This window comes from Caballeronia sp. A2-2 (genome assembly GCF_057612605.2).
In genome coordinates this window covers 2,422,592-2,444,397 of the sequence record NZ_CM172587.1, presented here as the reverse complement: position 1 = coordinate 2,444,397, position 21,806 = coordinate 2,422,592, and the positions used below count along the sequence as shown (strand labels likewise).

Annotated in this window: 20 protein-coding genes; 13 read left to right on the top strand and 7 right to left on the bottom strand. The window is 60.0% G+C overall.

What is annotated here, in order from left to right:
- Positions 1–46 precede the first annotated feature (46 nt).
- Positions 47–373, bottom strand: a complete 327-nt coding sequence (locus ACZCWR_RS11655) for a DUF4148 domain-containing protein (RefSeq protein ID WP_487300917.1) — start codon at positions 371–373, stop codon at positions 47–49.
- 300 nt (positions 374–673) lie between these two features.
- Between ACZCWR_RS11655 and paaA the strand changes: the two genes are divergently transcribed.
- The 10 genes from paaA to ACZCWR_RS11605 all read left to right on the top strand — a co-directional run bounded on the left by paaA (position 674) and on the right by ACZCWR_RS11605 (position 13,343).
- The gene (gene paaA / locus ACZCWR_RS11650; RefSeq protein ID WP_487300916.1) at positions 674–1,669 is read left to right on the top strand and encodes a 1,2-phenylacetyl-CoA epoxidase subunit PaaA; all 996 of its coding nucleotides are present in this window, start codon (positions 674–676) and stop codon (positions 1,667–1,669) included.
- Positions 1,670–1,682: 13 nt separating this feature from the next.
- Positions 1,683–1,967 (top strand): 1,2-phenylacetyl-CoA epoxidase subunit PaaB, encoded by a 285-nt coding sequence (gene paaB / locus ACZCWR_RS11645; RefSeq protein WP_487300915.1) that lies wholly within the window; start codon positions 1,683–1,685, stop codon positions 1,965–1,967.
- Positions 1,968–1,980: 13 nt separating this feature from the next.
- The gene (gene paaC / locus ACZCWR_RS11640; RefSeq protein WP_487300914.1) at positions 1,981–2,778 is read left to right on the top strand and encodes a 1,2-phenylacetyl-CoA epoxidase subunit PaaC; all 798 of its coding nucleotides are present in this window, start codon (positions 1,981–1,983) and stop codon (positions 2,776–2,778) included.
- An 11-nt stretch (positions 2,779–2,789) separates the two neighbouring features.
- Positions 2,790–3,305: a 1,2-phenylacetyl-CoA epoxidase subunit PaaD gene (paaD, locus tag ACZCWR_RS11635; RefSeq protein WP_487300913.1), complete on the top strand. Its 516-nt coding sequence runs from the start codon at positions 2,790–2,792 to the stop codon at positions 3,303–3,305.
- Between the two features lie 22 nt (positions 3,306–3,327).
- Positions 3,328–4,416, top strand: coding sequence for a 1,2-phenylacetyl-CoA epoxidase subunit PaaE (gene paaE, locus ACZCWR_RS11630; RefSeq protein ID WP_487300912.1), 1,089 nt, complete (start codon positions 3,328–3,330; stop codon positions 4,414–4,416).
- Positions 4,417–4,447: 31 nt separating this feature from the next.
- The gene (paaH, locus tag ACZCWR_RS11625) at positions 4,448–5,965 is read left to right on the top strand and encodes a 3-hydroxyacyl-CoA dehydrogenase PaaH (RefSeq protein ID WP_487300911.1); all 1,518 of its coding nucleotides are present in this window, start codon (positions 4,448–4,450) and stop codon (positions 5,963–5,965) included.
- 3 nt (positions 5,966–5,968) lie between these two features.
- Positions 5,969–7,300 carry a phenylacetate--CoA ligase PaaK gene (gene paaK / locus ACZCWR_RS11620; RefSeq protein ID WP_487300910.1) on the top strand — a complete coding sequence of 444 codons (1,332 nt, stop codon included), beginning with the start codon at positions 5,969–5,971 and terminating at the stop codon, positions 7,298–7,300.
- A gap of 210 nt (positions 7,301–7,510) precedes the next feature.
- Entirely contained in the window at positions 7,511–10,693 is a 3,183-nt protein-coding gene (locus tag ACZCWR_RS11615) for an efflux RND transporter permease subunit (protein ID WP_487300909.1), read from the top strand.
- 11 nt (positions 10,694–10,704) lie between these two features.
- Entirely contained in the window at positions 10,705–11,892 is a 1,188-nt protein-coding gene (locus ACZCWR_RS11610; protein WP_487303312.1) for an efflux RND transporter periplasmic adaptor subunit, read from the top strand.
- A complete protein-coding gene (locus ACZCWR_RS11605) occupies positions 11,889–13,343 on the top strand; it encodes an efflux transporter outer membrane subunit (protein ID WP_487300908.1) in 1,455 nt (484 codons plus the stop codon). The genes ACZCWR_RS11610 and ACZCWR_RS11605 overlap by 4 nt, the downstream gene beginning before the upstream one ends.
- A gap of 838 nt (positions 13,344–14,181) precedes the next feature.
- Here ACZCWR_RS11605 and ACZCWR_RS11600 read toward each other — a convergent pair.
- The 3 genes from ACZCWR_RS11600 to ACZCWR_RS11590 all read right to left on the bottom strand — a co-directional run bounded on the left by ACZCWR_RS11600 (position 14,182) and on the right by ACZCWR_RS11590 (position 17,108).
- The gene (locus tag ACZCWR_RS11600; RefSeq protein ID WP_487300907.1) at positions 14,182–14,871 is read right to left on the bottom strand and encodes a class I SAM-dependent methyltransferase; all 690 of its coding nucleotides are present in this window, start codon (positions 14,869–14,871) and stop codon (positions 14,182–14,184) included.
- Positions 14,872–15,078: 207 nt separating this feature from the next.
- On the bottom strand, positions 15,079–15,711 hold the full coding sequence (locus ACZCWR_RS11595) for a hypothetical protein (protein ID WP_487300906.1): 633 nt from the start codon (positions 15,709–15,711) through the stop codon (positions 15,079–15,081).
- Positions 15,712–15,713: 2 nt separating this feature from the next.
- Entirely contained in the window at positions 15,714–17,108 is a 1,395-nt protein-coding gene (locus ACZCWR_RS11590; protein WP_487300905.1) for a selenium-binding family protein, read from the bottom strand.
- Positions 17,109–17,274: 166 nt separating this feature from the next.
- On the opposite strand from ACZCWR_RS11590, the gene ACZCWR_RS11585 reads away from it, so the two are divergent.
- Positions 17,275–18,102: an EamA family transporter gene (locus ACZCWR_RS11585; protein ID WP_487300904.1), complete on the top strand. Its 828-nt coding sequence runs from the start codon at positions 17,275–17,277 to the stop codon at positions 18,100–18,102.
- 49 nt (positions 18,103–18,151) lie between these two features.
- Positions 18,152–18,310: a hypothetical protein gene (locus tag ACZCWR_RS11580; RefSeq protein WP_487300903.1), complete on the top strand. Its 159-nt coding sequence runs from the start codon at positions 18,152–18,154 to the stop codon at positions 18,308–18,310.
- Positions 18,311–18,364: 54 nt separating this feature from the next.
- Here the strand turns inward: ACZCWR_RS11580 and ACZCWR_RS11575 are convergent, their stop codons facing one another.
- The gene (locus ACZCWR_RS11575) at positions 18,365–18,685 is read right to left on the bottom strand and encodes a hypothetical protein (RefSeq protein ID WP_487300902.1); all 321 of its coding nucleotides are present in this window, start codon (positions 18,683–18,685) and stop codon (positions 18,365–18,367) included.
- 180 nt (positions 18,686–18,865) lie between these two features.
- On the opposite strand from ACZCWR_RS11575, the gene ACZCWR_RS11570 reads away from it, so the two are divergent.
- Complete coding sequence (locus ACZCWR_RS11570) at positions 18,866–19,777, top strand: recombination-associated protein RdgC (protein WP_487300901.1); 912 nt, start codon at positions 18,866–18,868, stop codon at positions 19,775–19,777.
- A 48-nt stretch (positions 19,778–19,825) separates the two neighbouring features.
- On the opposite strand, the gene ACZCWR_RS11565 is transcribed toward ACZCWR_RS11570, so the two are convergent.
- Together ACZCWR_RS11565 and ACZCWR_RS11560 are read right to left on the bottom strand one after the other, a co-directional pair.
- On the bottom strand, positions 19,826–20,986 hold the full coding sequence (locus tag ACZCWR_RS11565; RefSeq protein ID WP_487300900.1) for a diguanylate cyclase domain-containing protein: 1,161 nt from the start codon (positions 20,984–20,986) through the stop codon (positions 19,826–19,828).
- The gene (locus ACZCWR_RS11560) at positions 20,946–21,605 is read right to left on the bottom strand and encodes a hypothetical protein (RefSeq protein WP_487300899.1); all 660 of its coding nucleotides are present in this window, start codon (positions 21,603–21,605) and stop codon (positions 20,946–20,948) included. The genes ACZCWR_RS11565 and ACZCWR_RS11560 overlap by 41 nt, the downstream gene beginning before the upstream one ends.
- Between the last annotated feature and the right edge of the window lie 201 nt (positions 21,606–21,806).

The window sequence follows — 21,806 nt, the reverse complement described above, 5'->3', positions numbered from 1 at the left end:
GCGAGCAGACCGAGCGCGGTCTTCTGGCAGCTTCCCTGGCCTTCGCTTACTGACCGAAGTACGTATTCATCGCGCGGGACTGCGTGGTTCCCGTGCGGCCGGATTGCGTCGAGCCAGTCGCACCCGGACCATAACCGTTGCCCGGAACTTGCGTCTGCGCAAGCGTTTCGTCGTTCACGCGGGCTTGTGCGCTTTGGAGATTCGACACATACGACGCGTCGCTGCTGTTCGGGTTATAGCCGGCCTTTTCGAGTTGCACGAGTTCGGCGCGGACCTGAGCGCGGCTCAAGGGGGCATCGTTTTGCTGGGCGAAGGACAAGGCCGGCGCGGTGAGTGCAGCGGCGATGGCAAGCGTGGAAATGAGCGTCTTCATGATGTGAATCTCCGGTCGTATTCGATGTTGCTGCCCGATTGTTTGCCGACGGGGCAGCTTGTGGACGGAGTCTAAATATCGGTGGTCTTAAGATCATTCCTGTTTTCGTTGAATGATCTTTGTGCCAATTGAAAGAATAGTGGCGTGGCTGCCAGGTTGTACGCGCCGCGAAGCCAATGAACACGGGTAAACGCGATCCTATCTAATCTTGCATTTTGAATTCGATAATTAATCAACCGTCCGGTCGGTTAATCGCTATACTGCTCCCATCGCATCTCAAAAACGATCGCGGAGCTCCGCATGTACACCCAATCTCTCGACCTGCCCACGACTCAGGCACAAGAGCCCGAGGCGCACTCGAACGAACAGACGCGCTTCGACACAGTCATGAAGGCCGACCGCAAGATCGAAGCGCAGGACTGGATGCCCGAGGCTTATCGCAAAACGCTGGTCCGTCAGATCTCGCAGCATGCGCATTCGGAGATCATCGGCATGCAGCCGGAGGGCAACTGGATCAGCCGCGCGCCGAGCCTTAAGCGCAAGGCCATTCTGCTTGCGAAGGTGCAAGACGAAGGCGGGCATGGTCTTTATCTCTACAGCGCCGCTGAAACACTCGGTGTGTCGCGCGATCAACTCGTGGATGCGCTGCATGCAGGCCGTGCCAAATATTCCAGCATCTTCAATTACCCGACGCCCACGTGGGCCGATGTCGGCGTGATCGGCTGGCTCGTCGATGGCGCGGCCATCATGAACCAGATTCCGTTATGCCGATGCACCTACGGTCCGTATGCGCGCGCCATGATCCGCATCTGCAAGGAGGAGTCTTTCCATCAGCGCCAGGGCTTCGACGCACTGCTCTCGATGATGAAGGGCACGCAGGCCCAGCGCGATCTCGTGCAGCAGGCGGTAAACCGCTGGTGGTGGCCGGTGCTCATGATGTTCGGTCCGAGCGATAAAGATTCCATTCATAGCGGCCAATCTTTCGCATGGGGCATCAAGCGTATTTCAAACGATGACCTGCGCCAGAAGTTCGTCGATGCCACCGTCGAACAAGCGAAGATTCTCGGCGTCACGCTTCCCGATCCCGATCTGAAATGGAACGCGGAACGTAACGCGCACGACTATGGCGCGATCGATTGGGACGAATTCTGGCGCGTCGTGAACGGCGATGGCCCTTGCAACAAGGAACGCCTCGCCACGCGGGTGAAAGCGCATGACCAAGGTGAGTGGGTGCGCGAAGCCGCGCTTGCTCACGCACAAAAGCAACAGGCCCGTGCCCGGCAAAAAGCCGCGTGAAGGAGACAAAGACATGAGCAACGAATGGCCGATCTGGGAAGTATTCGTGCGCAGCAAGCAGGGACTCGATCACAAGCATTGCGGCAGCCTGCATGCGCCGGATGCAGGCGCCGCGCTGCGCATGGCGCGTGATGTCTATACGCGCCGTCAGGAAGGCGTGAGCATCTGGGTGGTGCCTTCAGCGGCGATCACGGCATCGGACCCTGCGGACAAGGGCGAATTGTTCGAGCCCGCAGGCGACAAGATATATCGGCATCCTACATTCTTTGTGTTGCCCGATGAAATCAATCACATGTAAGGGCTCGCGCGATATGAACCACGCACATCTCGCCTATGTCCTGCGTCTTGCTGATAACGCGCTCGTTCTCGGCCAACGCAATGCCGAATGGTGCAGTCACGGCCCGGCGCTGGAAGAAGACATCGCGCTCGCTAATATGAGCCTCGATCTCATCGGGCAGGCGCGTCTGTTGTACACGCATGCGGCGACGCTCGAAGCATCGTTGACCGGTGCGAAGAAAACAGAGGATGACTACGCGTATTTTCGGACGGAACGAGAGTTCGCGAATTTCACCCTCACCGAGTTGCCGCACTTCGGCCCGCTCGCGGGAACGACACGTGCCGAACGCGATTACGCCGTGACGATCGTGCGCAACTTTCTGTACTCGGCCTTCATGGCGGAATTGTGGACTGCGTTGCACGCATCGAACGACGCGCAGTTGGCGGCGATCGCGGCGAAGTCGATCAAGGAAACACGCTATCACCTCCATCATGCGCGTGACTGGCTCGTGCGCTTTGGCGATGGCACGGACGAGTCACATCGTCGTGCGCAGGCGGCGCTCGATTATCTGATGCCTTATACACGCGAGTTCTTCGCCATCGATGCAACCGAACGCGCGGTGGCAGAACAGGGCGTAGCGCCACTCGCCAGCGATTTCGAACCGGCATGGCGCGCCCATCTGGAAGAAGCGTTCGAGGAAGCCACGCTCAAAGCGCCTGCCGAAGTAAAGCATGTCACCACGGGCAAGCAGGGCGAGCATTCGGAGCATATGGGTTTTCTGCTGGCCGAAATGCAAAGCCTCGCGCGTCAGCATCCCGGTGCGACATGGTGATGGCGCTCGACATGGATACGACGCTCGAACGCGCATGGTCCGTGCTCGAAGCGGTGCCGGACCCGGAAATTCCAATGGTATCGATTCGCGAGCTGGGCATCTTGCGCGATGTGCGTCGCGCTCAGGACGGCGTGCTCGAAGTGGTCATCACGCCGACTTATTCGGGCTGTCCGGCGATGTCGCAGATCGCGGAAGACATCACGCATGCGATCGATCAAGCGGCACTCGGCGAGCATCGCATCGAGACGGTTTTGTCGCCAGCGTGGACCACGGACTGGATGACTCCGGAAGCGCGCGAAAAGCTGCGTCTTTACGGTATCGCGCCGCCGGGCGGTGAATGTGCAAGCGCGGCTGCATCGACAGAAAAGCCTTTGCGCTTCGTGCCGTTCAAGCGAGAAACGATAGCGTGCCCGCGCTGCGGCTCCACGCATACCGAAAGACTCGCGCAATTCGGTTCGACCGCGTGCAAGGCGCTTTACCGTTGCATCGATTGCCGCGAGCCGTTCGATTACTTCAAGCCGTATTGACTCGACATCCTCGAAACCACACATGGCCACTCCGCAATTTCATCCGCTGCGTATCCGCGATGTCAGACCCGAAACCGCCGATGCAGTGACCGTTTCATTCGATGTGCCGCCCACGTTGCGCGATGCCTTTCGTTTCACGCAAGGGCAATTCGTCACGCTCAAGACGCATATCGATGGAGAAGAAACGCGCCGCTCCTATTCGATCTGTGTCGGCGTGACTGACTATGATCGCGACGGCGAACTGCGCATAGGTATCAAGCGCGTACGCGGCGGGCGCTTCTCCAATTTTGCGTTCGACACGCTTAAGCCGGGCCATGAGATCGACGTGATGACGCCGGACGGTCGCTTTTTCACGCATCTGAACGCGGATCACCGTAAGCATTACGTAGCGTTCTCGGGTGGCTCGGGCATCACGCCGGTGCTTGCGATCATCAAGACCACGCTCGACATGGAGCCGACCAGCCGTTTCACGCTCGTTTATGGCAATCGCAGCGTGGATGCGATCATGTTTGCCGAAGAATTGGAAGACCTCAAGAACCGCTATATGAGCCGGTTTTCGCTGTATCACGTTCTCTCGGACGATATACAGGATGTCGAACTATTCAATGGCGTGCTCGACAAGAACAAATGCAGCGCGTTTCTCGAGACGCTCTTGCCGCCCGAAGAAATCGACGAGGCCTTCATTTGCGGCCCCGGTCCGATGATGGATGCCGCCGAGGCCGCTCTAAAGGAATCGGGGATGGCCGCGAGCCAGATTCACGTCGAACGTTTCGGCACGCCGTTGCCACAGGCCGGTGTGCCGCCCGTCGAAATCACCGAGGACATGCCTGCGGCGGATCTCGAAATCGTCATCGATGGCAAGAAGCGCAAATTGCGTCTGCCGTATGAAGGCGTCAGCGTGCTCGATGTCGGCCTCAAGGCGGGGCTTTCGCTGCCCTATGCGTGCAAGGGCGGCGTGTGCTGCACGTGCCGCGCCAAGGTGCTGGAAGGCCAGGTGAAGATGGAGAAGAACTTCACCCTTGAACAACATGAGATCGACGATGGTTTCGTGCTGACCTGTCAGTGTCATCCGCTGAGCGAACGCGTGGTAGTGAGCTACGACGAGCGTTAATTCCCCTTCAATTCACGGCACGGAATCAGGCATGACAACTTCGATCGATCGTTCAGCGAGCGTCGGCGTGATCGGCGCGGGCGCGATGGGCGCAGGCATCGCGCAGGTCGCGGCGCTCGCGGGACATACGGTACTCCTGCATGATATCGATGCAGGCGCGGCCGAGCGAGCGCGGCAAGGCATCGCGGTGAACGTGCGGCGCATGGTGGAGAAGGGCAAGCTCGAAGCAAGTGCGGGAGAAGCGGCCATAACACGCGTGCGCCTCGTCGAAAGCCTCGCGGACATGCGCGGTGCGGCGCTCGTCATCGAAGCCGTGGCGGAACGGCTCGATGTGAAGCGTGCCTTGTTTTCGCAACTCGAATCGATCGTGACCGAGCAATGTGTTCTCGCCACGAACACGTCTTCCATCTCCGTCACTGCAATAGCCGCGCCTTTGCGTCATCCGGCGCGCGTCGTGGGCATGCATTTTTTTAATCCCGCGCCTTTGATGGCCTTGGTCGAAGTAATCAGCGGCTTGGCGACCTCGCCAGACGTTGCGCAACGGGTGCATGCGACAGCGGCGGCGTGGGGCAAGGAGCCGGTCTTCGCGAAGTCCACGCCGGGCTTTATCGTCAATCGTGTCGCAAGACCTTTCTATGCGGAAGCGCTGCGCGTGCTCAACGAGCAGGGTGCGGATGCAGCATCCATCGACGCCGTGATGCGCGGCGCAGGCGGCTTTAAAATGGGCCCATTCGAATTAATGGACCTGATCGGCCACGATGTGAATTTCGCGGTAACGAAATCGGTATTCGAAGCGTATTTCCACGATCCGCGCTTCACGCCTTCGCTTATTCAACAAGAATTCGTCGATGCAGGCTATCTTGGCCGCAAGACAGGCCGTGGCTTCTACGATTACGGCGCACAAGCAACGAAGCCTGCCGCGCATATCGAAAGAAATGGACGTGAGGCAACGCGTATCGTGCTCGGTGCGAACGTGCCGCTTCATTCCGCGCTGCAAGCTCGGATCACTGATACGGATGCCGAACGAATAGACGATATGCCGGGCCTCGTCGCGCAAATCGACGATGCATGCCTGTTCGTCACCGATGGCCGCACGGCGACCGAACGCGCGCATGCGCTTGGCATTCGAAATGTCGTGCTGATCGACCTCGCGCTCGATTATGCGCAAGCGCCGTGCGTCGCGCTCACGCGTGCGCGTCAATGCGCTGACGAAGCCTATGAAGCCGTTGCAGGCACGCTTGCGCGAAGCGGCTTTGATGTCGTGCCACTCGCAGACGTAGCCGGCCTGATCGTGATGCGCACCGTGGCCATGCTCGCGAACGAAGCGGCGGATGCCGTGAATCAGGGCGTATGCACACGTAGCGACCTCGATCTGGCGATGCGAAAGGGCGTGAACTATCCGCTCGGCCCGCTCGAATGGTGCGAGCGCATCGGCGTGGCGCATATTCATAACGTGTTGCTCAATCTCGCGGAACATTACGGCGAAGACCGTTACCGCGCCTCGCCGCTCATCGCCTCGCTGCGATTCGCGGATCAGTGCTTTCATTGATTCATGCAGGAGACAACCGTGCTTCAAGCCCATTCGCCAAGCGTACCTGAGCCCATCGAGCATGCGAGCCGTGACGGACTTGCCGCGTTGCAACTCGAACGGCTCAAGTGGACATTGCATCACGCTTACGAGAATGTTCCGCACTACAGACGCGCATTTGACGCGGCAAGGGTGCATCCCAACGACTTGCGTGAGCTTTCCGATCTTGCGCGCTTTCCCACCACGTCCAAGTCGGATTTGCGTGACAACTATCCTTTCGGTCTTTTTGCTGTTCCGCGCGAACGCGTGGTACGTGTACACGCGTCGAGCGGTACAACCGGCAAGCCGACCGTCGTAGGTTATACGGCGAACGATATCGACACATGGGCGAATGTCACCGCGCGCTCGATACGTGCAGCAGGCGGCCGGCCCGGCGACACGCTGCATAACGCGTTCGGCTATGGCCTTTTCACCGGCGGCCTGGGCATTCATTATGGTGCCGAGAGACTCGGCTGCATGGTCGTGCCGATGTCCGGCGGTCAGACGGAAAAGCAAGTTCAACTCATTCGCGATTTCGAGCCAAAGATCATTCTGGTCACGCCGTCCTACATGCTCAACCTGATAGACGAAATGACGCGGCAAGGCATGGACCCTTCGAAAACGTCCTTGAAAATAGGCATCTTTGGCGCGGAACCCTGGAGTCAGGGATTGCGCCGCGAGATCGAAACGCGCGCGGGCATTCAAGCACTCGATATTTATGGACTCTCCGAAATCATGGGGCCGGGCGTGGCGTGCGAATGCATTGAAACCAAGGATGGCCCGACCATTTGGGAAGATCATTTCTATCCGGAGATCATCGATCCGGCGACGGGCGAAGTGCTTCCCGAAGGCAGCACGGGCGAACTCGTGTTCACATCGCTTACCAAGGAAGCGATGCCCATGATCCGCTATCGCACGCGCGATCTCACTTCGCTCCTGCCGCCAAGCGCGCGCTCCATGCGGCGCCTTTCGAAGATCACCGGCCGCTCCGACGACATGCTCATCATTCGCGGCGTGAATGTCTTTCCGAGTCAGATCGAAGAACTCATTCTGGCCATTCCGCGCCTGAGCGGCCAATATCAATTGCAAATTTCGCGCGATGGACACATGGATTCTTTAGCAGTGTCAGTCGAAGCCCGCGCGGAGATTTGCAATTCGCTAAGCGAGAACGACCGCTCGGGACTTTCCCGTGAATTGCAGCAACGCGTCAAGACGATCGTCGGTGTCTCGACGAAAGTGTGCGTGCTCAATGCCGGTGAAATTCCCACGACAGCCACGGGAAAGTCGCGGCGCGTTCTTGACTTGCGCCACGCGTGAATCGTCCCGGCATATGAAAAGGCGGGCAGTTTCCTGACAATCCCGCCATTTAAGCCTTATTCATCAGCGGAATCTATTCCGCATAAACCCTCGCAACCGTTTGCGGCATTTGTTTTGTAAGCTTCTGTTGTGTCATCGTAGCGACTGATTTCGAATTGGTTTCGAAAGCATTCGAATAACGAAAACTGGACAGGGGCGGGCAGAACTTCGATGTGGATCGTCAGACTCGCGCTCAAGCGCCCGTACACATTTATCGTTCTGTCATTGCTGCTGTTGATCATCGGCCCGCTCGTCATTCTGCGCACGCCAACCGATATCTTTCCGAATATCGACATTCCGGTGGTGAGCGTCATCTGGACGTATAACGGCTTGCCGCCGGATCAGATGGAGCGCCGCATCACGCTCAATTACGAGCGGGGCTTGTCGGTGGCGGTGAACGATATCGAGCATATCGAATCGGAATCGCTGCCGGGCATCGCGGTGATACGCATCTACTTTCAGCCCAACGCGAACGTGGATGAAGCGATCGCGGAAATCACCGCGCTTTCGCAAACGCAGTTGCGCTCGTTGCCGCCGGGCATCACGCCACCGAATATCCTTCGCTTCAATGCATCGACCGTACCGATTCTGAGGCTTGCGTTATCGTCTGCCGAACTCTCGGAACAACAGCTATTCGACTTCGGCAATAGTTTTCTCAAGACACAACTCGCGACTGTGCAGGGCGCTTCCGTGCCTTTGCCGTATGGCGGCAAGCAACGGCAGATCATGGTCGATATCGATTCGCGCAGGCTGCAAGCGAAGAATCTTGCGCCAACTGATGTAGTGAATGCGATCAGCGCGCAAAACCTGATATTGCCGACCGGCACGGCCAAGATCGGTTCAACTGAATATTCCGTGGGCCTCAACGCGAGTCCCGATACGATAGAAGGGCTCAACGACATTCCCATTCGCACGGGGCCCGGCGGCACCATCTATATCAAGGACGTCGCGCATGTAAGAGATGGCTTTCAGCCTCAGACCAATATCGTGCGCGTGGATGGCACGCGCGCGGCGCTGCTCACCATCAACAAGAGCGGCAATGCTTCCACGCTGGATATCGTCGCGCGCGTGAAGGCACTTCTTCCGACCTTGCGCGGCATGGTGCCCGAATCGCTCAAGATCGATCCCGTCGCGGATCAGTCATTGTTCGTGCGTGCCTCGGTGGAAGGCGTGTTGCGCGAGGCGGTCATCGCGGCTGGCCTGACCGCGCTCATGGTGCTGCTGTTTCTCGGAAGCTGGCGCGCCACGCTCATCATCGCGGTATCGATACCGTTATCGATGCTCACGTCCATTGTGGCGCTGTCCGCGATCGGGCAGACCATCAACATCATGACGCTGGGCGGGCTGGCGCTCGCAGTCGGTATTCTTGTCGATGACGCGACCGTTGCCATCGAAAATATCAGCCAGAATCTGGAGCAGGGCAAGGCGCTGGAAGAAGCCATTCTCGATGGCGCGCAACAGATCGCCGTGCCAACGCTCGTGTCCACGTTATCCATTTGCATCGTGTTCATTCCGATGTTCCTGCTGACCGGCGTCGCGCATTATCTATTCGTGCCGATGGCCGAAGCCGTGGTATTCGCCATGCTGGCATCTTATTTCTTCTCGCGCACACTCATTCCGACGCTCGCGAAATATCTCTTGCGCCATCACGAACACATGGGCGGCGATGTCGAAACAATGAAGGGATCGCGCAATCCATTCGTGCGCATTCACCTTGCGTTCGAGCGAAATTTTGAAGGGGTACGTCAGCGTTATCGTGCGTTTCTCGAAGCTAGGCTCGACCGTCCGGGTCGCTTTGCAGCGTTGTTTCTTGCGTGTTGTCTTCTCTCGCTCGCACTCACTCCGTTTCTCGGACGCGATTTCTTTCCTTCCGTGGATTCCGGCGTGATCGCGCTGCACTTGCGCACGAAAACCGGTACACGTATAGAGGAAACGGCGGCATTGACAGATCGCGTCGATAACCGCATACGCGAACTCATTCCACGCGGCGAGGTACATTCGATCATCGACAACATGGGTTTGCCGATCTCGGGCATCAATCTTTCCTATAGCAACACAGGCACGGTGAGCACGGCGGATGCAGATGTACTCATCAGCCTCAATGAAAATCACAAGCCGACCGACGACTATATTCGCGAGTTGAGAAAGCGCTTGCCGCAAGAGTTTCCCGGCGTCGCGTTTTCATTCTTGCCCGCGGATATCACGAGTCAGATTCTCAACTTCGGTGTGCCCGCACCGATCGATATCGCCGTCACCGGCCGCGACGTGCGCGGCAATCGTGCATTCGCAAATCACTTGCTGGAGAAGATCCGGCGCGTGCCCGGTCTTGTCGATGCGCGCATTCAACAGCCTTCAGACCTGCCATCCATCAATGTCGATGTGGATCGCACGAAAGCATTGCAGGCCGGATTCACGCAGCGCGATGTGGCAAACAATCTGCTTATCACGCTATCCGGCAGTCAGCAGACGACGCCCACGTTCTGGCTCAATCCAGTCAATGGCGTGAGCTATAACGTCATCACGTCCGCGCCGCAATACGACATGAATTCATTGCAGTCGGTCGCCAACATCCCGGTGACGTCGGCCACGGGCAAGACGAATATTCTCGGTGCGCTCGCATCGCTATCGCGCGGTTCGCGCGATGCCGTGGTCTATCACTACAACGCGCAAACCACGATCAATCTCTATGCGACCACCGAGCGGCGCGATCTCGGCGCGGTGTCGGACGACGTGCAGCGCATCATCGACGATGCGCGCGCACAGTTGCCCAAGGGTTCATCCATCGAAATACACGGGCAGGTCGAAACGATGAACGGCTCGTTCTCCGGCCTCGCGTTCGGATTGATTCTCGCCGTGGTGCTGGTGTATTTGCTGATCGTCGTGAACTTTCAGTCGTGGCTCGATCCGTTCATCATCATCACGGCGCTGCCGGGCGCGCTGGCGGGTATCGTGTGGATGCTGTTTCTTACGCACACCACATTATCTATTCCAGCATTGACGGGCGCGATCATGTGTATCGGCATCGCGACGGCGAACAGCATTCTGGTGGTGAGTTTCGCGCGTTCTGCTTTGCAGGAACATGGCGATGCGGTGCGCAGCGCACTGGAAGCGGGCTTCACGCGCTTTCGTCCGGTGCTTATGACGGCGCTCGCGATGATGATCGGCATGGTGCCGATGGCGATCGGCCTGGGCGAAGGCGGCGAGCAGAACGCGCCGCTGGGACGCGCGGTGATCGGCGGACTGATGGTGGGCACGTTGGCGACATTGTTCTTCGTGCCGGTGGTGTTCTCGATGGTCTATAAGCGCATCGAGGCGCGCAATGACAGCGCGCGCCTGAAAGGCGCCGAGCAATGAACGGGGTTCGCATGAAAGAGCAGTCGAAGGACCGATCGCAAGCCAAACGGGGACGCCTGTGGGCCGTGATCGCGCTTATCGTGGTCGTCGGGCTCGTCGCGCAGGGCATTCTGTCGCGACACACGGCGCATGCGGAACTGGAGCGCGATGCCAACGAGCACGGCATGCAGACCGTCGAAGTCATCAAGCCCGTGCGCATGAAACCGACGCAGGATCTCGTGCTGGCAGGCGATATCCGCGCGTTTTCTGATGCGCCGATCTTCGCGCGCACGAGCGGTTATCTCAAGCGTTGGACTGTCGATATCGGCACGAAGGTGAAGAAGGGGCAATTGCTCGCGGAGATCGATACACCCGAGATCAACGATCAGCTTCGCCAGGCGCGCGCCGATGCGCAGACCGCGCGCGCGAACTATCTGCTTGCTAAGACGACGGCCGATCGCTGGACGCAGATGATGAAGAACAATTCGGTATCTCGTCAGGAGACCGATGAAAAGAATGGCGACATGCTTGCGAAGGAAGCGGCCTTGAATGCGTCGCAGGCGAATGTATCGCGTCTCGAACAGATGGTGTCGTTCCAGAAAATCTATGCGCCGTTCGATGGTGTCGTCACCGCGCGCAATACCGATGTCGGTCAGTTGATCGATGCGGGCAGCGCCTCGATGGGACGTGAACTCTTTCACATTCAGGATGCGTCGACACTGCGCGTGTATGTCGATGTGCCGCAGGCTTATGCGCGGTTCGTCACCGTGGGTCTGCCTGCGGAATTGATGCTCAACGAGGAACGCAACCGCACGTTCGATGGCGTGACGGTTCGCACGTCGGGCGCAGTCGATCCGGTCGCGCGCACCATGCGCGTCGAAGTCGATGTGAAGAATCCGACAGGCGAACTTTTCGCGGGCGCGTATGCGCAGGTGCGTTTCCGGCTCACGAATGCAAGCCCTTCCTATACGCTGCCGGGCAATGCCTTGTTATTCAGACCCGATGGCGTGCATGCCGCGAGCGTCGATGCGAACCATCGCGTGAAGCTCTTGCCGATCACGCTCGGCACGGACTACGGCACGCGCGTGTCGATCGTATCGGGGCTGAATGGAGACGAGCGTGTGATCGTGAACCCGCCGGATTCGATCATCGATGGGGCGGTCGTGCGGATCGGTGAATCGAAGGCGGCGGCACCGAAGAAAGCGGGCGACGAGTCATGATGCCGCGCCTGATGTTGCTTGCGCTCGCCATGGTGCTGGCAGGATGCACGGTCGGACCGGACTATGTGCGTCCCGAGGTCGCGGTTCCTGCATCGTACAAGAACGGCGAGCCGCTCGACTGGAAGCCTGCGCAGCCCGGCGATGCACAAGCGCGCGCGTCTTGGTGGGAAGTCTATCAGGATGCCAAATTGAACGCGCTTGAAGAACGCGTTGCGGGCGCTAATCAGAACGTGGCTGCTGCGGCTGCGCGTTATCGCGGCGCGCGCGCGGCGGTCGCGCAGGCACGTTCCGCTTATTTTCCGACCGTCACGGCGAATGCGTCGTTCAATCAGTCGCGCGTGTCCTCGAACGTGTTGTATCGATCGAGCGCGGGCAAGACCGTGCCTGACTATCTCGTCGATGCTCAGGTGTCCTGGGAACCTGACCTCTGGGGCCGCATATCGCGTTTGAGCGAGGGCGCAAGTGCGAGCGCGCAGGCGAGCGCGGCTGATCTGCAAAGCGCCATTCTGTCGATGCAGGCCGAGCTTGCGACCGATTACTTCGAGCTGCGCGGGACGGTGGAAGAGGAGCGCTTGCTCAAGGAAACTTTGCAGGCATACGAGAAAGCGCTGGCGTTGACGCGTGATCGATTCGCAGGCGGCGTCGCGGCGGAGGCGGACGTCGCGCAGGCCGAGGAGCAGTTGCGCTCCACGCAGGCGCAATTCATCGATCTGGAAACTACGCGGACGAGTCTGGTGAATGCCATCGCGATTCTCATCGGTGTCGCGCCATCCGATTTCACACTCGATGTCGCGCCGCTCAACGAAGCGCAAGCGACGCCTGCAGCGGCGCTTGCCGCATTGCCATTGTCGGTGCCGTCCGCGTTGCTCGAACGCAGGCCGGATATCGCGGCGGCGGAGCGGCGCGTCGCGGAAGCGAATGCACGCGTTGGCGTGGCTACGGCGGCGTTTTTTCCCAACCTGATGCTTGCGGCGACAGGTGGACTCGAAGCGACGCATTTCGGGTCGTGGCTCATGGCGCCGAGTCGATTCTGGTCGCTCGGGCCATCGCTTGCGTTCACGGCGCTGGACTTCGGCGGACGCGCGGCGGCTCGCGATGCGGCGCGCGCGGCGTATGATGAAAGCGTCGCCGATTATCGGCAGACCGTACTAATTGCATTCGGTCAGGTGGAGGACAATCTCAACGCGCTCGAAGTGCTTCGCCGTGAGAGCGAAGCGCAGCAAGATGCGGTCGGTGCCGCGCAGCGCGCATTGGGCAAAGTGAGCAACCGATATGAGAATGGAGCGATCACGTATCTCAACGTTGTGGTGTCGCAGGCGATCGTGCTGTCGGATCAGCGGGCGGCGGTGCGCATCGAGCGGCGCAGGATGGCGGCGAGCGTGGGGCTGGTGAAGGCGTTGGGGGGTGGGTGGGCGTTGCCGACGGAGGAGGAGGTGTTGGGGAGGGAGTAGGTAGCCGTTTGCGTTTGTTTTGTCGTGCAAAGGGCTGCTGTTTGTTGTGCTTTTATTGCAGTAGCCGCCTCCCCGGCGGGGGGGTAACTTTCTTTGCTGCTGCAAAGAAAGTCACCAAAGAAAGCAGCTTTTTACCCCATGCTCGCTGGCTGGAAAGGGTTGGTCTGGATTAACGGATGCAGTGGCCGCAATAGAACGTTCCACACATAGCTCGCCGCTTAGGCAACCTCGCGATTACGCGCTCGAATCCTTTGATTTTAGTGGACCGCATCCATTCTTTCGGCTATGCGCTTCGCGCGCCGAGAGCTTTAGTACGGAATCCCGCAGCGTATTAGCGCCCAGCCACCTCACACGTCACCGTTATGTCGTTATTCGACCCTACCTTGGTAAGCACTTCTGGGCAAAGCGCACACACCAGCGCCAGTCACCTTTAGTCGGAGACCTAACCAAGGTACGGCCGAATAGCAATCTTGCGGGGAAGCGTGAGGTGGCTGGGCGCTAATATGCTGCGGGATTCCGTTCTAAAGCTCTCGGCGCGCGAAGCGCATGGCCGAATGAATGACTGCGGTCCACTAAGCCAATAGAACTAGAGCGCGCAATCGCCAGGTTGCCTAAACGGCTCGTTATGCGTGGCAAGTCCTATTGCGGCCACTGCATCGGTTAATCCAGACCAACCCTTTCCAGCCATCGTGCATGGGGTAAAAAGCTGCTTTCTTTGGTGACTTTCTTTGCAGCAGCAAAGAAAGTTACCCCCCCGCCGGGGAGGCGGCTACTGCAATAAAACCCCAAACAACAGCAGCCCCTTGCACGACATGTTAGCCACCAGCACCGTATTCAATCAAACCACCACTTTCGGCCGGCAGATCATGAAATACTGCGAACTAATCCACCACGGCATGTGCGGCACCGGGCTCAAGTGAACTGCATCGATCACGAAGCGGTCGCTGATGATCGCGCGCAACGCGCGGAAATCGAACCCTTTGTGCGTCACACGCGGATTCTCCGGCCGCGTGACAGGAAGACCGATCATCGCCTTGAACACTTCGCCGGGCGTGTATTCGGATTTAAGCGTGCGTCCGCGAATCATCCAGTTCGAGACTTTCGGGGCGATCGCGAGCCCATACATGATCGGCACGGAAATCACCAGCGCGCCAGTGGGCTTGAGAATGCGCGAAGCATCCGCGAGCAGGGAATCCACTTCGTTCGCATAGAGATGCTCGCAGACCTCGAAGGCAGTCAGCACATCCACGCTATGCGGCGGAACATTCACCAGTGATTCGGCATACTGAACTTCAGGAAAGGTCGGTGCCATGTACGGGTCGTGGCCGACGAGCGTGACGTCGGGCCGTGTCTCGCCCAGTGTATGCAAGAACAGTCCCGGCCCGGCGCCAAAATCCACCACGGTGCCGCAACTGCCGCACAGGCTCGTGACGAGGTCGATCGCCATCGTCATGCGCGTGCGGTGCGCGTAACGCGCGAGCGGATTGCCAGATCTAACCGTTTGTTCTTCGTATGAAATCTCGCGCATGAAAAGGTCTCCCTCGATTCTTTGTCGACTTTGGTAATCCTGAGCAATGCTGGCCGTGAAGCGAAGTCCTTTCGGAGGATATTGCCGAGAAGCGTCGCAAGGTGCAATCGTTTCCGGTAGGCCATACCCGTCTAAGGTCTACTGAATTCCGCCATCTTTTTAAATCGTCTTTTAATGCAATGGCAAACGTGGTCAGTGCGATCGAGACTACAGGAAGAGAAACACGCCGCATGCGACCAGGGCCACATTCCAGACGCGGTCGATGTTGATCCAGCGTGTGCGAAGGAACGCAAGTCCCGCACGATCGTGCACGATCATTGCAGTCAGTGTGATCGCGGCGATGACGGCGAGCATCGCGGCTGTGTGAACGACGAGCGCGAGCGCGCCGGCTTCCACCGCCGGGCCCGTCGCGTGCAGCGTGGATGCGTTGGTGCACAGCGGCAGCAAGGCGGGCACCAGCATGAGGCCCGCGCCGTGCGCACCGGACATCACGAAGGACCATAGCGCGAGACCCGCCAGCCCCGTTCTCATGCCGACTGTCGGGCGGCCGCGATGTCCGCGCCACATGCGCCACACGCCCCAGCCGATCAGCAACACACCGCAGCCGCGCGACAATGCCTCATGCCCGACGTACGCGCCGAGCGTGAGCGCCCCGGCCAGCACGAGCGCGACCGACAGCGCGTGGCCGAGTGCGATCGGCACGAGCGCGAGCAAGGCCACGCGGCGGCTTTTCGCATAAAGCCCGAGCGCCACGGCGAACAGCCATCCCATCGCGGGATTGAGACCGTGAAACGCGCCGAGGCCAGCGGCGGTGAGCAAGAGCGCGGACGTCCCGTTCATTATTACGGATAACAGAACGAATCGGACGAACAATCACCCCCTTGCAAGCGTATCTGATGCGGCCGATGTCCCTTCGGCCAGTCGATGAAGAAATCGCGATCTACGGTGAGGCCGCCGTCCGCACCGGCATCGAGCTTCACCATCCAGCCGTCGATGCCTTCGGGGTAAAACTGCTTGTCCACCGCGCCATAAAGCGAGTTCGTGAAATAGACACGTTGACCATCGCGGCTCACTTCGACCATTTGCGGCGCGCCGTTCAGCGCGCCGTTGCTCGCACCCGGATGCGTCTGTTTCGACACGATGCCGCCTATGCGCACTTTGCCCGTGAGTTTCGGTGCGAAGGGATCGGAGACGTCGTATTGAAGCATGTCGCCCGTGCCCCAGCATGAGACGTAGAGGAAGCGATCATCCATCGACAGGTCGATATCCGACACGAGCGGCGGCACCGCGCCGAAGCCTTGCAGCAAAGGCGGCAACACGCTGGCATCGGCGGGTTCGGCGGGGATGTCGATGATCTTCTTCACGGCCCACTTGTCCTTGTCGCGATACCACGTCCAGATCGACGACGACAGGTCCTTCAGGCTGATGACGCAATTGACGAAGCCATACGCCTTGGTCGGATCATGCGCGGGACGCAATTCGAACACGAGCTGATATTCATCGCCGAAGTCGATCTCCTGAATGTGCCGGCGCTTCGTGAAGTCCCAGAAATGCAGCTTGCGGCCGTACTTCGCGCCAAGCAGCAGTTCGGGCACCAAACCATTTTCGAAGGAATCGGGCAGACCCCATTCGCTCGTGACCATCGTGTCGTAGCCGAGATGCCACCAGCCGTCGTAGGCGAGCCGCTGTGGACCGCGTTCCACTTCCCAGCGGCCGAGCGGGTCGAAGCTTTGCTGATCGAGCATCAACACGCCGCCGGGCGCTTCGCCCTGTGCGTTGCCAAGCGCGGTGATGTAAATGCCGCCCGGTCCGCAATGAACCGTATGAGGACGCGTATAACCGGTCTTCTCGGCGAGTTCTTCAGGCTCTATCGTCTTCACGATGACGGGATTCTTCGGATCGGGCTTGGTATCGATGATATGAATGCGCGATGAACGCAAACCTGGCACGATCAGATACCGACGCTCCATGTGCGGATGCGGCGCGTTCGGACACAGACACGACGAACACGCATTCCAGCCAAAGTGATGCAGTTCGTCGCCGATATCGGGCATCGCCACTTCACCGACGATCTTCGTATAGTCCGACGACTGCGGATCGACATCGACGGTCACGATCTTGTCCGGCGTCTTGCGCTCGGGATCGAAAGTCGCGACATACGCGAGCGTTTCGCGCGGTGCCTTCGCGGCGAGTCGAGGGGAAGGGTAGAAGCTCGGATCCGGTTTCCATGTCGCCATGCTGCGTCTCCTGGTGTGTGCCTGATGAGCACTATAGGATAGACGGCACGGTCGTGCCGCATGTTGCGCACGTGCATTGCTGCAAAGCTTTTTCGAACTGTTCATAAGCGCGAGTCGTGTTCGCTGGACTACAATGGAGCCTATCTAAACGTCTAGACGTCTCCACATGTTCAGTTATGTCGGCGGTTTCGTTTTGCTGGCCGCGCTTTTGCATGCCACCTGGAACGCCATGCTGCATGGCAACGCAGACCGTTTCTTGTCGATGACATGGATGAGTGTATGCATCGGCATCGTTTCGGTCGTGGCCATTCCGTTCCTGCCGATGCCGCATGCGGGCGCGTGGGCTTGCATCGTCGCGTCGGGTCTTGTGCATATTGCATACAACATGGCGCTGGTGCGTGCCTACCGCACGGGCGATCTCGGCGAAACCTATCCGATCGCGCGCGGGTCGTCGCCCGTATTGGTCGCGCTCGGTGCCGCGCTGTTTGCGCGCGAGCATCCGGGCGCGCTGCCGATCGTGGGCATCGTGCTGGTGTCGGCCGGCATCATCTCGCTTGCGTTGCAGCGCGGCAATGTGTCAAGAAAGGGCGCGTGGGCGGCGTTCGTCACGGGCGCGACCATCGCGGTTTATACGGTGATCGACGGCATAGGCGTGCGCGCCTCGGGCAGCGCGCTGGCCTACACCGCGTGGATGTTCGCGTTTTATCTGCTCATGCCGCCGCTGTTCATCGCCATGCGCGGGGCGGCGGCGTTGCGCGCGCCGCGTGGCGTGCTCCTGCAAAACGCGGCGGGCGGGCTTGTGTCGATCGCGGCCTACGGCATCGTCATCTGGGCGATGCAATACGGCGCAATGGGCGCGGTGTCCGCGTTGCGCGAGACGAGCGTGGTATTCGCGGCGCTGATCGGCCGGATGTTCCTCAACGAACAACTCACGGCGCGACGCATGATTTCATGCTGCGTGATCGCGTTGGGCGCGGTGTGCATCGGAGCCTGAAAACAAGGCATAGAATGAAGTCATCGCCCTCGACAGGAAGGAGACTGCGATGACCGAGCCGATGATCAGCCTGATGGCGGGTATCGTCCTGGTGCTATGCATTGCCATGGTTTTATGGATGCATCACCGGCACCCGCATATTCATACGCCCAAAGCCCGCTGGCTGGACACGCATCCGCCGCGCGACTGGTTGCACCACAGACATTGAAGCTGCGAGTTCTGAATTAAGCAGATGCAGCGCCGGTCCGATAACCGGCGCTTTCTACCGGCGCGGGCCCTTCATCGCTTCCGATTCCATCGCCGCGTGCCATTCCTCGCTGCTCTCGATCGGGTCCATACCTTCGTCGATGAAGGCCGACGCGCGCTCGGCCACGCCGCGCGTTTCCTCGTCGGTTTCGTCATCGAGGGAATCGTCGTCGCCGCCGGGCGGCTCCAGCATGTCGCGCAACATGGCCGCGAGATCGGGCGTGTCCCACGGCTCGCCGCGCTGCTTTTTCTTCTTGATGTAGTGCCTGACTTCGGCATCCTGGTCGGGCGTCAACGGAAGGCCGCGAAAGGTGCGGTTGGCGTCGAAATCACTCATGGTCGCCTCTCTTTCTCGCGAAGACGTTCGCGTTATTTCAAGCGTTCCGCATGGCATCTTGCATGATGAATGCAATCGCACCTAGTGTAACGCCGTTCCGGCGCGCGGCGATGTCGTGTTGGGTTGAAAGCCCGGCTCGTTTAAAATGGCCCGCCTTTCGCCATCTTCGACATTCCCGCCATGTGGTTCAAGAATCTCCAGCTTCATCGTCTTCCGCTTCATTGGTCCATCACGCAAGATCACATGCAGCAATGGCTCGCGCCATTGGCATTCAGCGCGGCATCGAGCATCGAAAACGAACGGCGCGGCTGGGTTTCGCCGCGTGGCGACGATGCGCTCGTGTATGCATCGAACAAACAGATGCTCATCACTTATCGTGCCGAAAAGAAGCTGTTGCCCGCGTCGGTCGTCACGCAGTTCACGAAAGAGCGCGCGCTGGAACTGGAGGAGCAGCAGGGTTTCAAGCCGGGCCGCAAGCAGGTGCGCGATCTCAAGGAGCAGGTCACCGACGAACTGCTGCCGCGTGCATTCAGTATTCGTCGCGACACGCGCATCTGGATCGATCCGGTGAGCGGCTGGCTCGCGATCGATGCGGCGTCGAACACGGTGGCCGATGACATCATCGGCCTGCTGGCGAAGTCGGTAACGGATTTGCCGCTCATGAGCGTGCGGGTGAAGCAAGCGCCCGTGTCGGCGATGACGGAATGGCTCCTGACCGGCGATGCGCCTTCGAACTTCACGCTGGACCGCGACACCGAACTACGCTCGACCGGCGAGGGCGGCGCGACGGTGCGCTATGTGGGCCACGCGCTGGAAACCGAGGACATGCGCCGGCATATCGAGTCGGGCAAGCAGTGCATGCGTTTGGCAATGACGTGGAACGACCGTGTGTCCTTCGTGCTGACGCCATCGCTCGTGCTCAAGCGTATCGCCGCGCTCGATGTTCTCAAGGAAGCCGCCGATCCGACCGCCGTCAACGACGAAGAGCGCTTCGAAACCGATTTCGCGTTGATGACCGGTGAACTCGTCAAGCTGTTTGCCGATCTCACGGACGCACTCGGCGGCGAAGAGGACCTGCGCGCGGCTGCATGAACTTTGCATTCAAAATGCATAACTCAAAACGCATCATGCAAAAACGCTTCACTCCGCATGTGAAGCGAAGGCAAACCCGTTCTTGCCGTTGCGTTTGACCGTGTACATCGTGTCGTCGGCGGCGGCGACGAGCCGCCAGTAGTCGTCGACACGATCCGGAAAACTCGCGATGCCCACGCTCGCGCGCACGAGCGACAGTCCCATCTGCGTATCCGTCTCGCTCACGCAGGCGATGATCCGCTGCGCGATCGCGGCAAGCTCCGCGTCGCTGGCGAAGTCATGCACGAGCACGGCGAATTCGTCTCCGCCGATGCGCGCGACGACATCGCTGTTGCGCGTGGTCTCGCGAAATCGCCGCGACACCGCAATCAAAAATTCGTCGCCGATACGATGACCGTGCGTGTCGTTCACGCGTTTGAAGCCGTCCAGATCGATATACAGCACGGCGATGCGTGTGTTCGTTTCGTTGCCCGCAAGCGCATTCGCCGCGACTTCGAGCGCAGCGTAGAGCTTGCGGCGATTGGGCAAACCGGTCATGGGATCGTGCAGGGAAGCCTGTTCGAACTCGTGCGACAGTCCCGCAAGATGTCGATTGCGTTTTGCATACATTCCGAGCGCGGTGATGAGCACGCCGAAGACGATCGCCGACAGCGCGATCAAGGTATGCGACACGCCGATGACGCGGCTTCGCACCGCCGCGCTGGTCCGGTCGCGCTCAGTGCGCCAGTAGGCGTTGGCGGAATCGAGCGCGCTGCTCACGTCGCGAGGCTCGGTCGCGGGAGAGAGCGCGGCGCTGGGCAAGGAAGGCGCGGGCATCGGGCTGGATGCGATCAACGCGTGGAGGCTCGCCATGCGTGCGGCCAGTTCGATGCGCGCTTCACGGTATGCCGGCTGATGCTCGCCATCCACACGCGCCGCATTGTCGAGCGCCGTCGCGGCGGAGCGTGCCGCATCCGCGCGTTCGACGGCTTCCAGAACCAGTCCGACATATTCCTGTTGCAACTGCGCCGAGAAGATCGCCCGCACTTGCCAGGCGAGAATCAGCAAACCGATCAACAGACAAAGCAACGCGGTGGCGGCGAGCGGCGTGGGGCCGGGCATGCGCGTGCGCCAGGCGAGCGCACGGGCCGCGCTCAGCGCGCGGCGCACGCGCGCCGGGAGCGTCGGCTCAGGGGCGGGAATATTCCTCTCGCTGGCGGGTCGGGCCATTGTGTTGATAGCTCACGCGATGAAAAAACGCGCCCACGCGCGCGAAAAGACCGGGTTCGGACTTGGGATGCGCGGTATGACGACGCACGCTGGCGCTGTTTTGCGCCGTCTGCGTGCCATTGCGGCTGGCGCGATTGGCGACGGGCTTGCGTTGAGCGGAAGCTGCGGGTGCTGAAGCCGTCGTGGGATCGGCGGCCGGCGCATTGTCCGCCAACGTGGCGGTATCGATCGGCGATGCCGTGAACGTCGGCGCAGGCGCGGGCGGCAGAGGTTGCACGATCCCCGCTGCCTGCGTTTGTGAAACCGCCGTGACGGGATGCTCGATCCCAAGCGTCCGCCGCGCGCTCGTCATCGCCTCGGCGTAGACGCGCTGATCGTGCGTGAACCACATGCCGTAGCCCACCGTGCCGAGCACGCCGATACCCAGCGCGCTCGCCGACGCCATCCACAGGGCGAGTCGTCCGAAGCGGCCCGGCGCGCGTGCCGGTGCAGCCATGTCGTCGAAGTCGGGCGCAAAGGCTGGGCTCGCCGACAGCTCGGCATGCATAAGTGTGGGATCGTTCGCCGGACCGGGATGGCCGGCGATGCTTTCTTCGGGTAGCTCGGCGTGACGAGACATGACAGCGCTCTCCAGAAGGTGACCGGCGTACGGCTCGCGACCACAAAGACCGTGACGCCGACGCTCGAAGCGGCGCGTCATCCTCGGGATGATCGGCTGGCCAGCCGAACGGTCGTGCATAGGCGCGTTCCGTTGCTTGGGGCCAATTCCGCCGCAATAAATCGATACCGCCATTCGTCCCGAAGATTCTCCAGGACGACT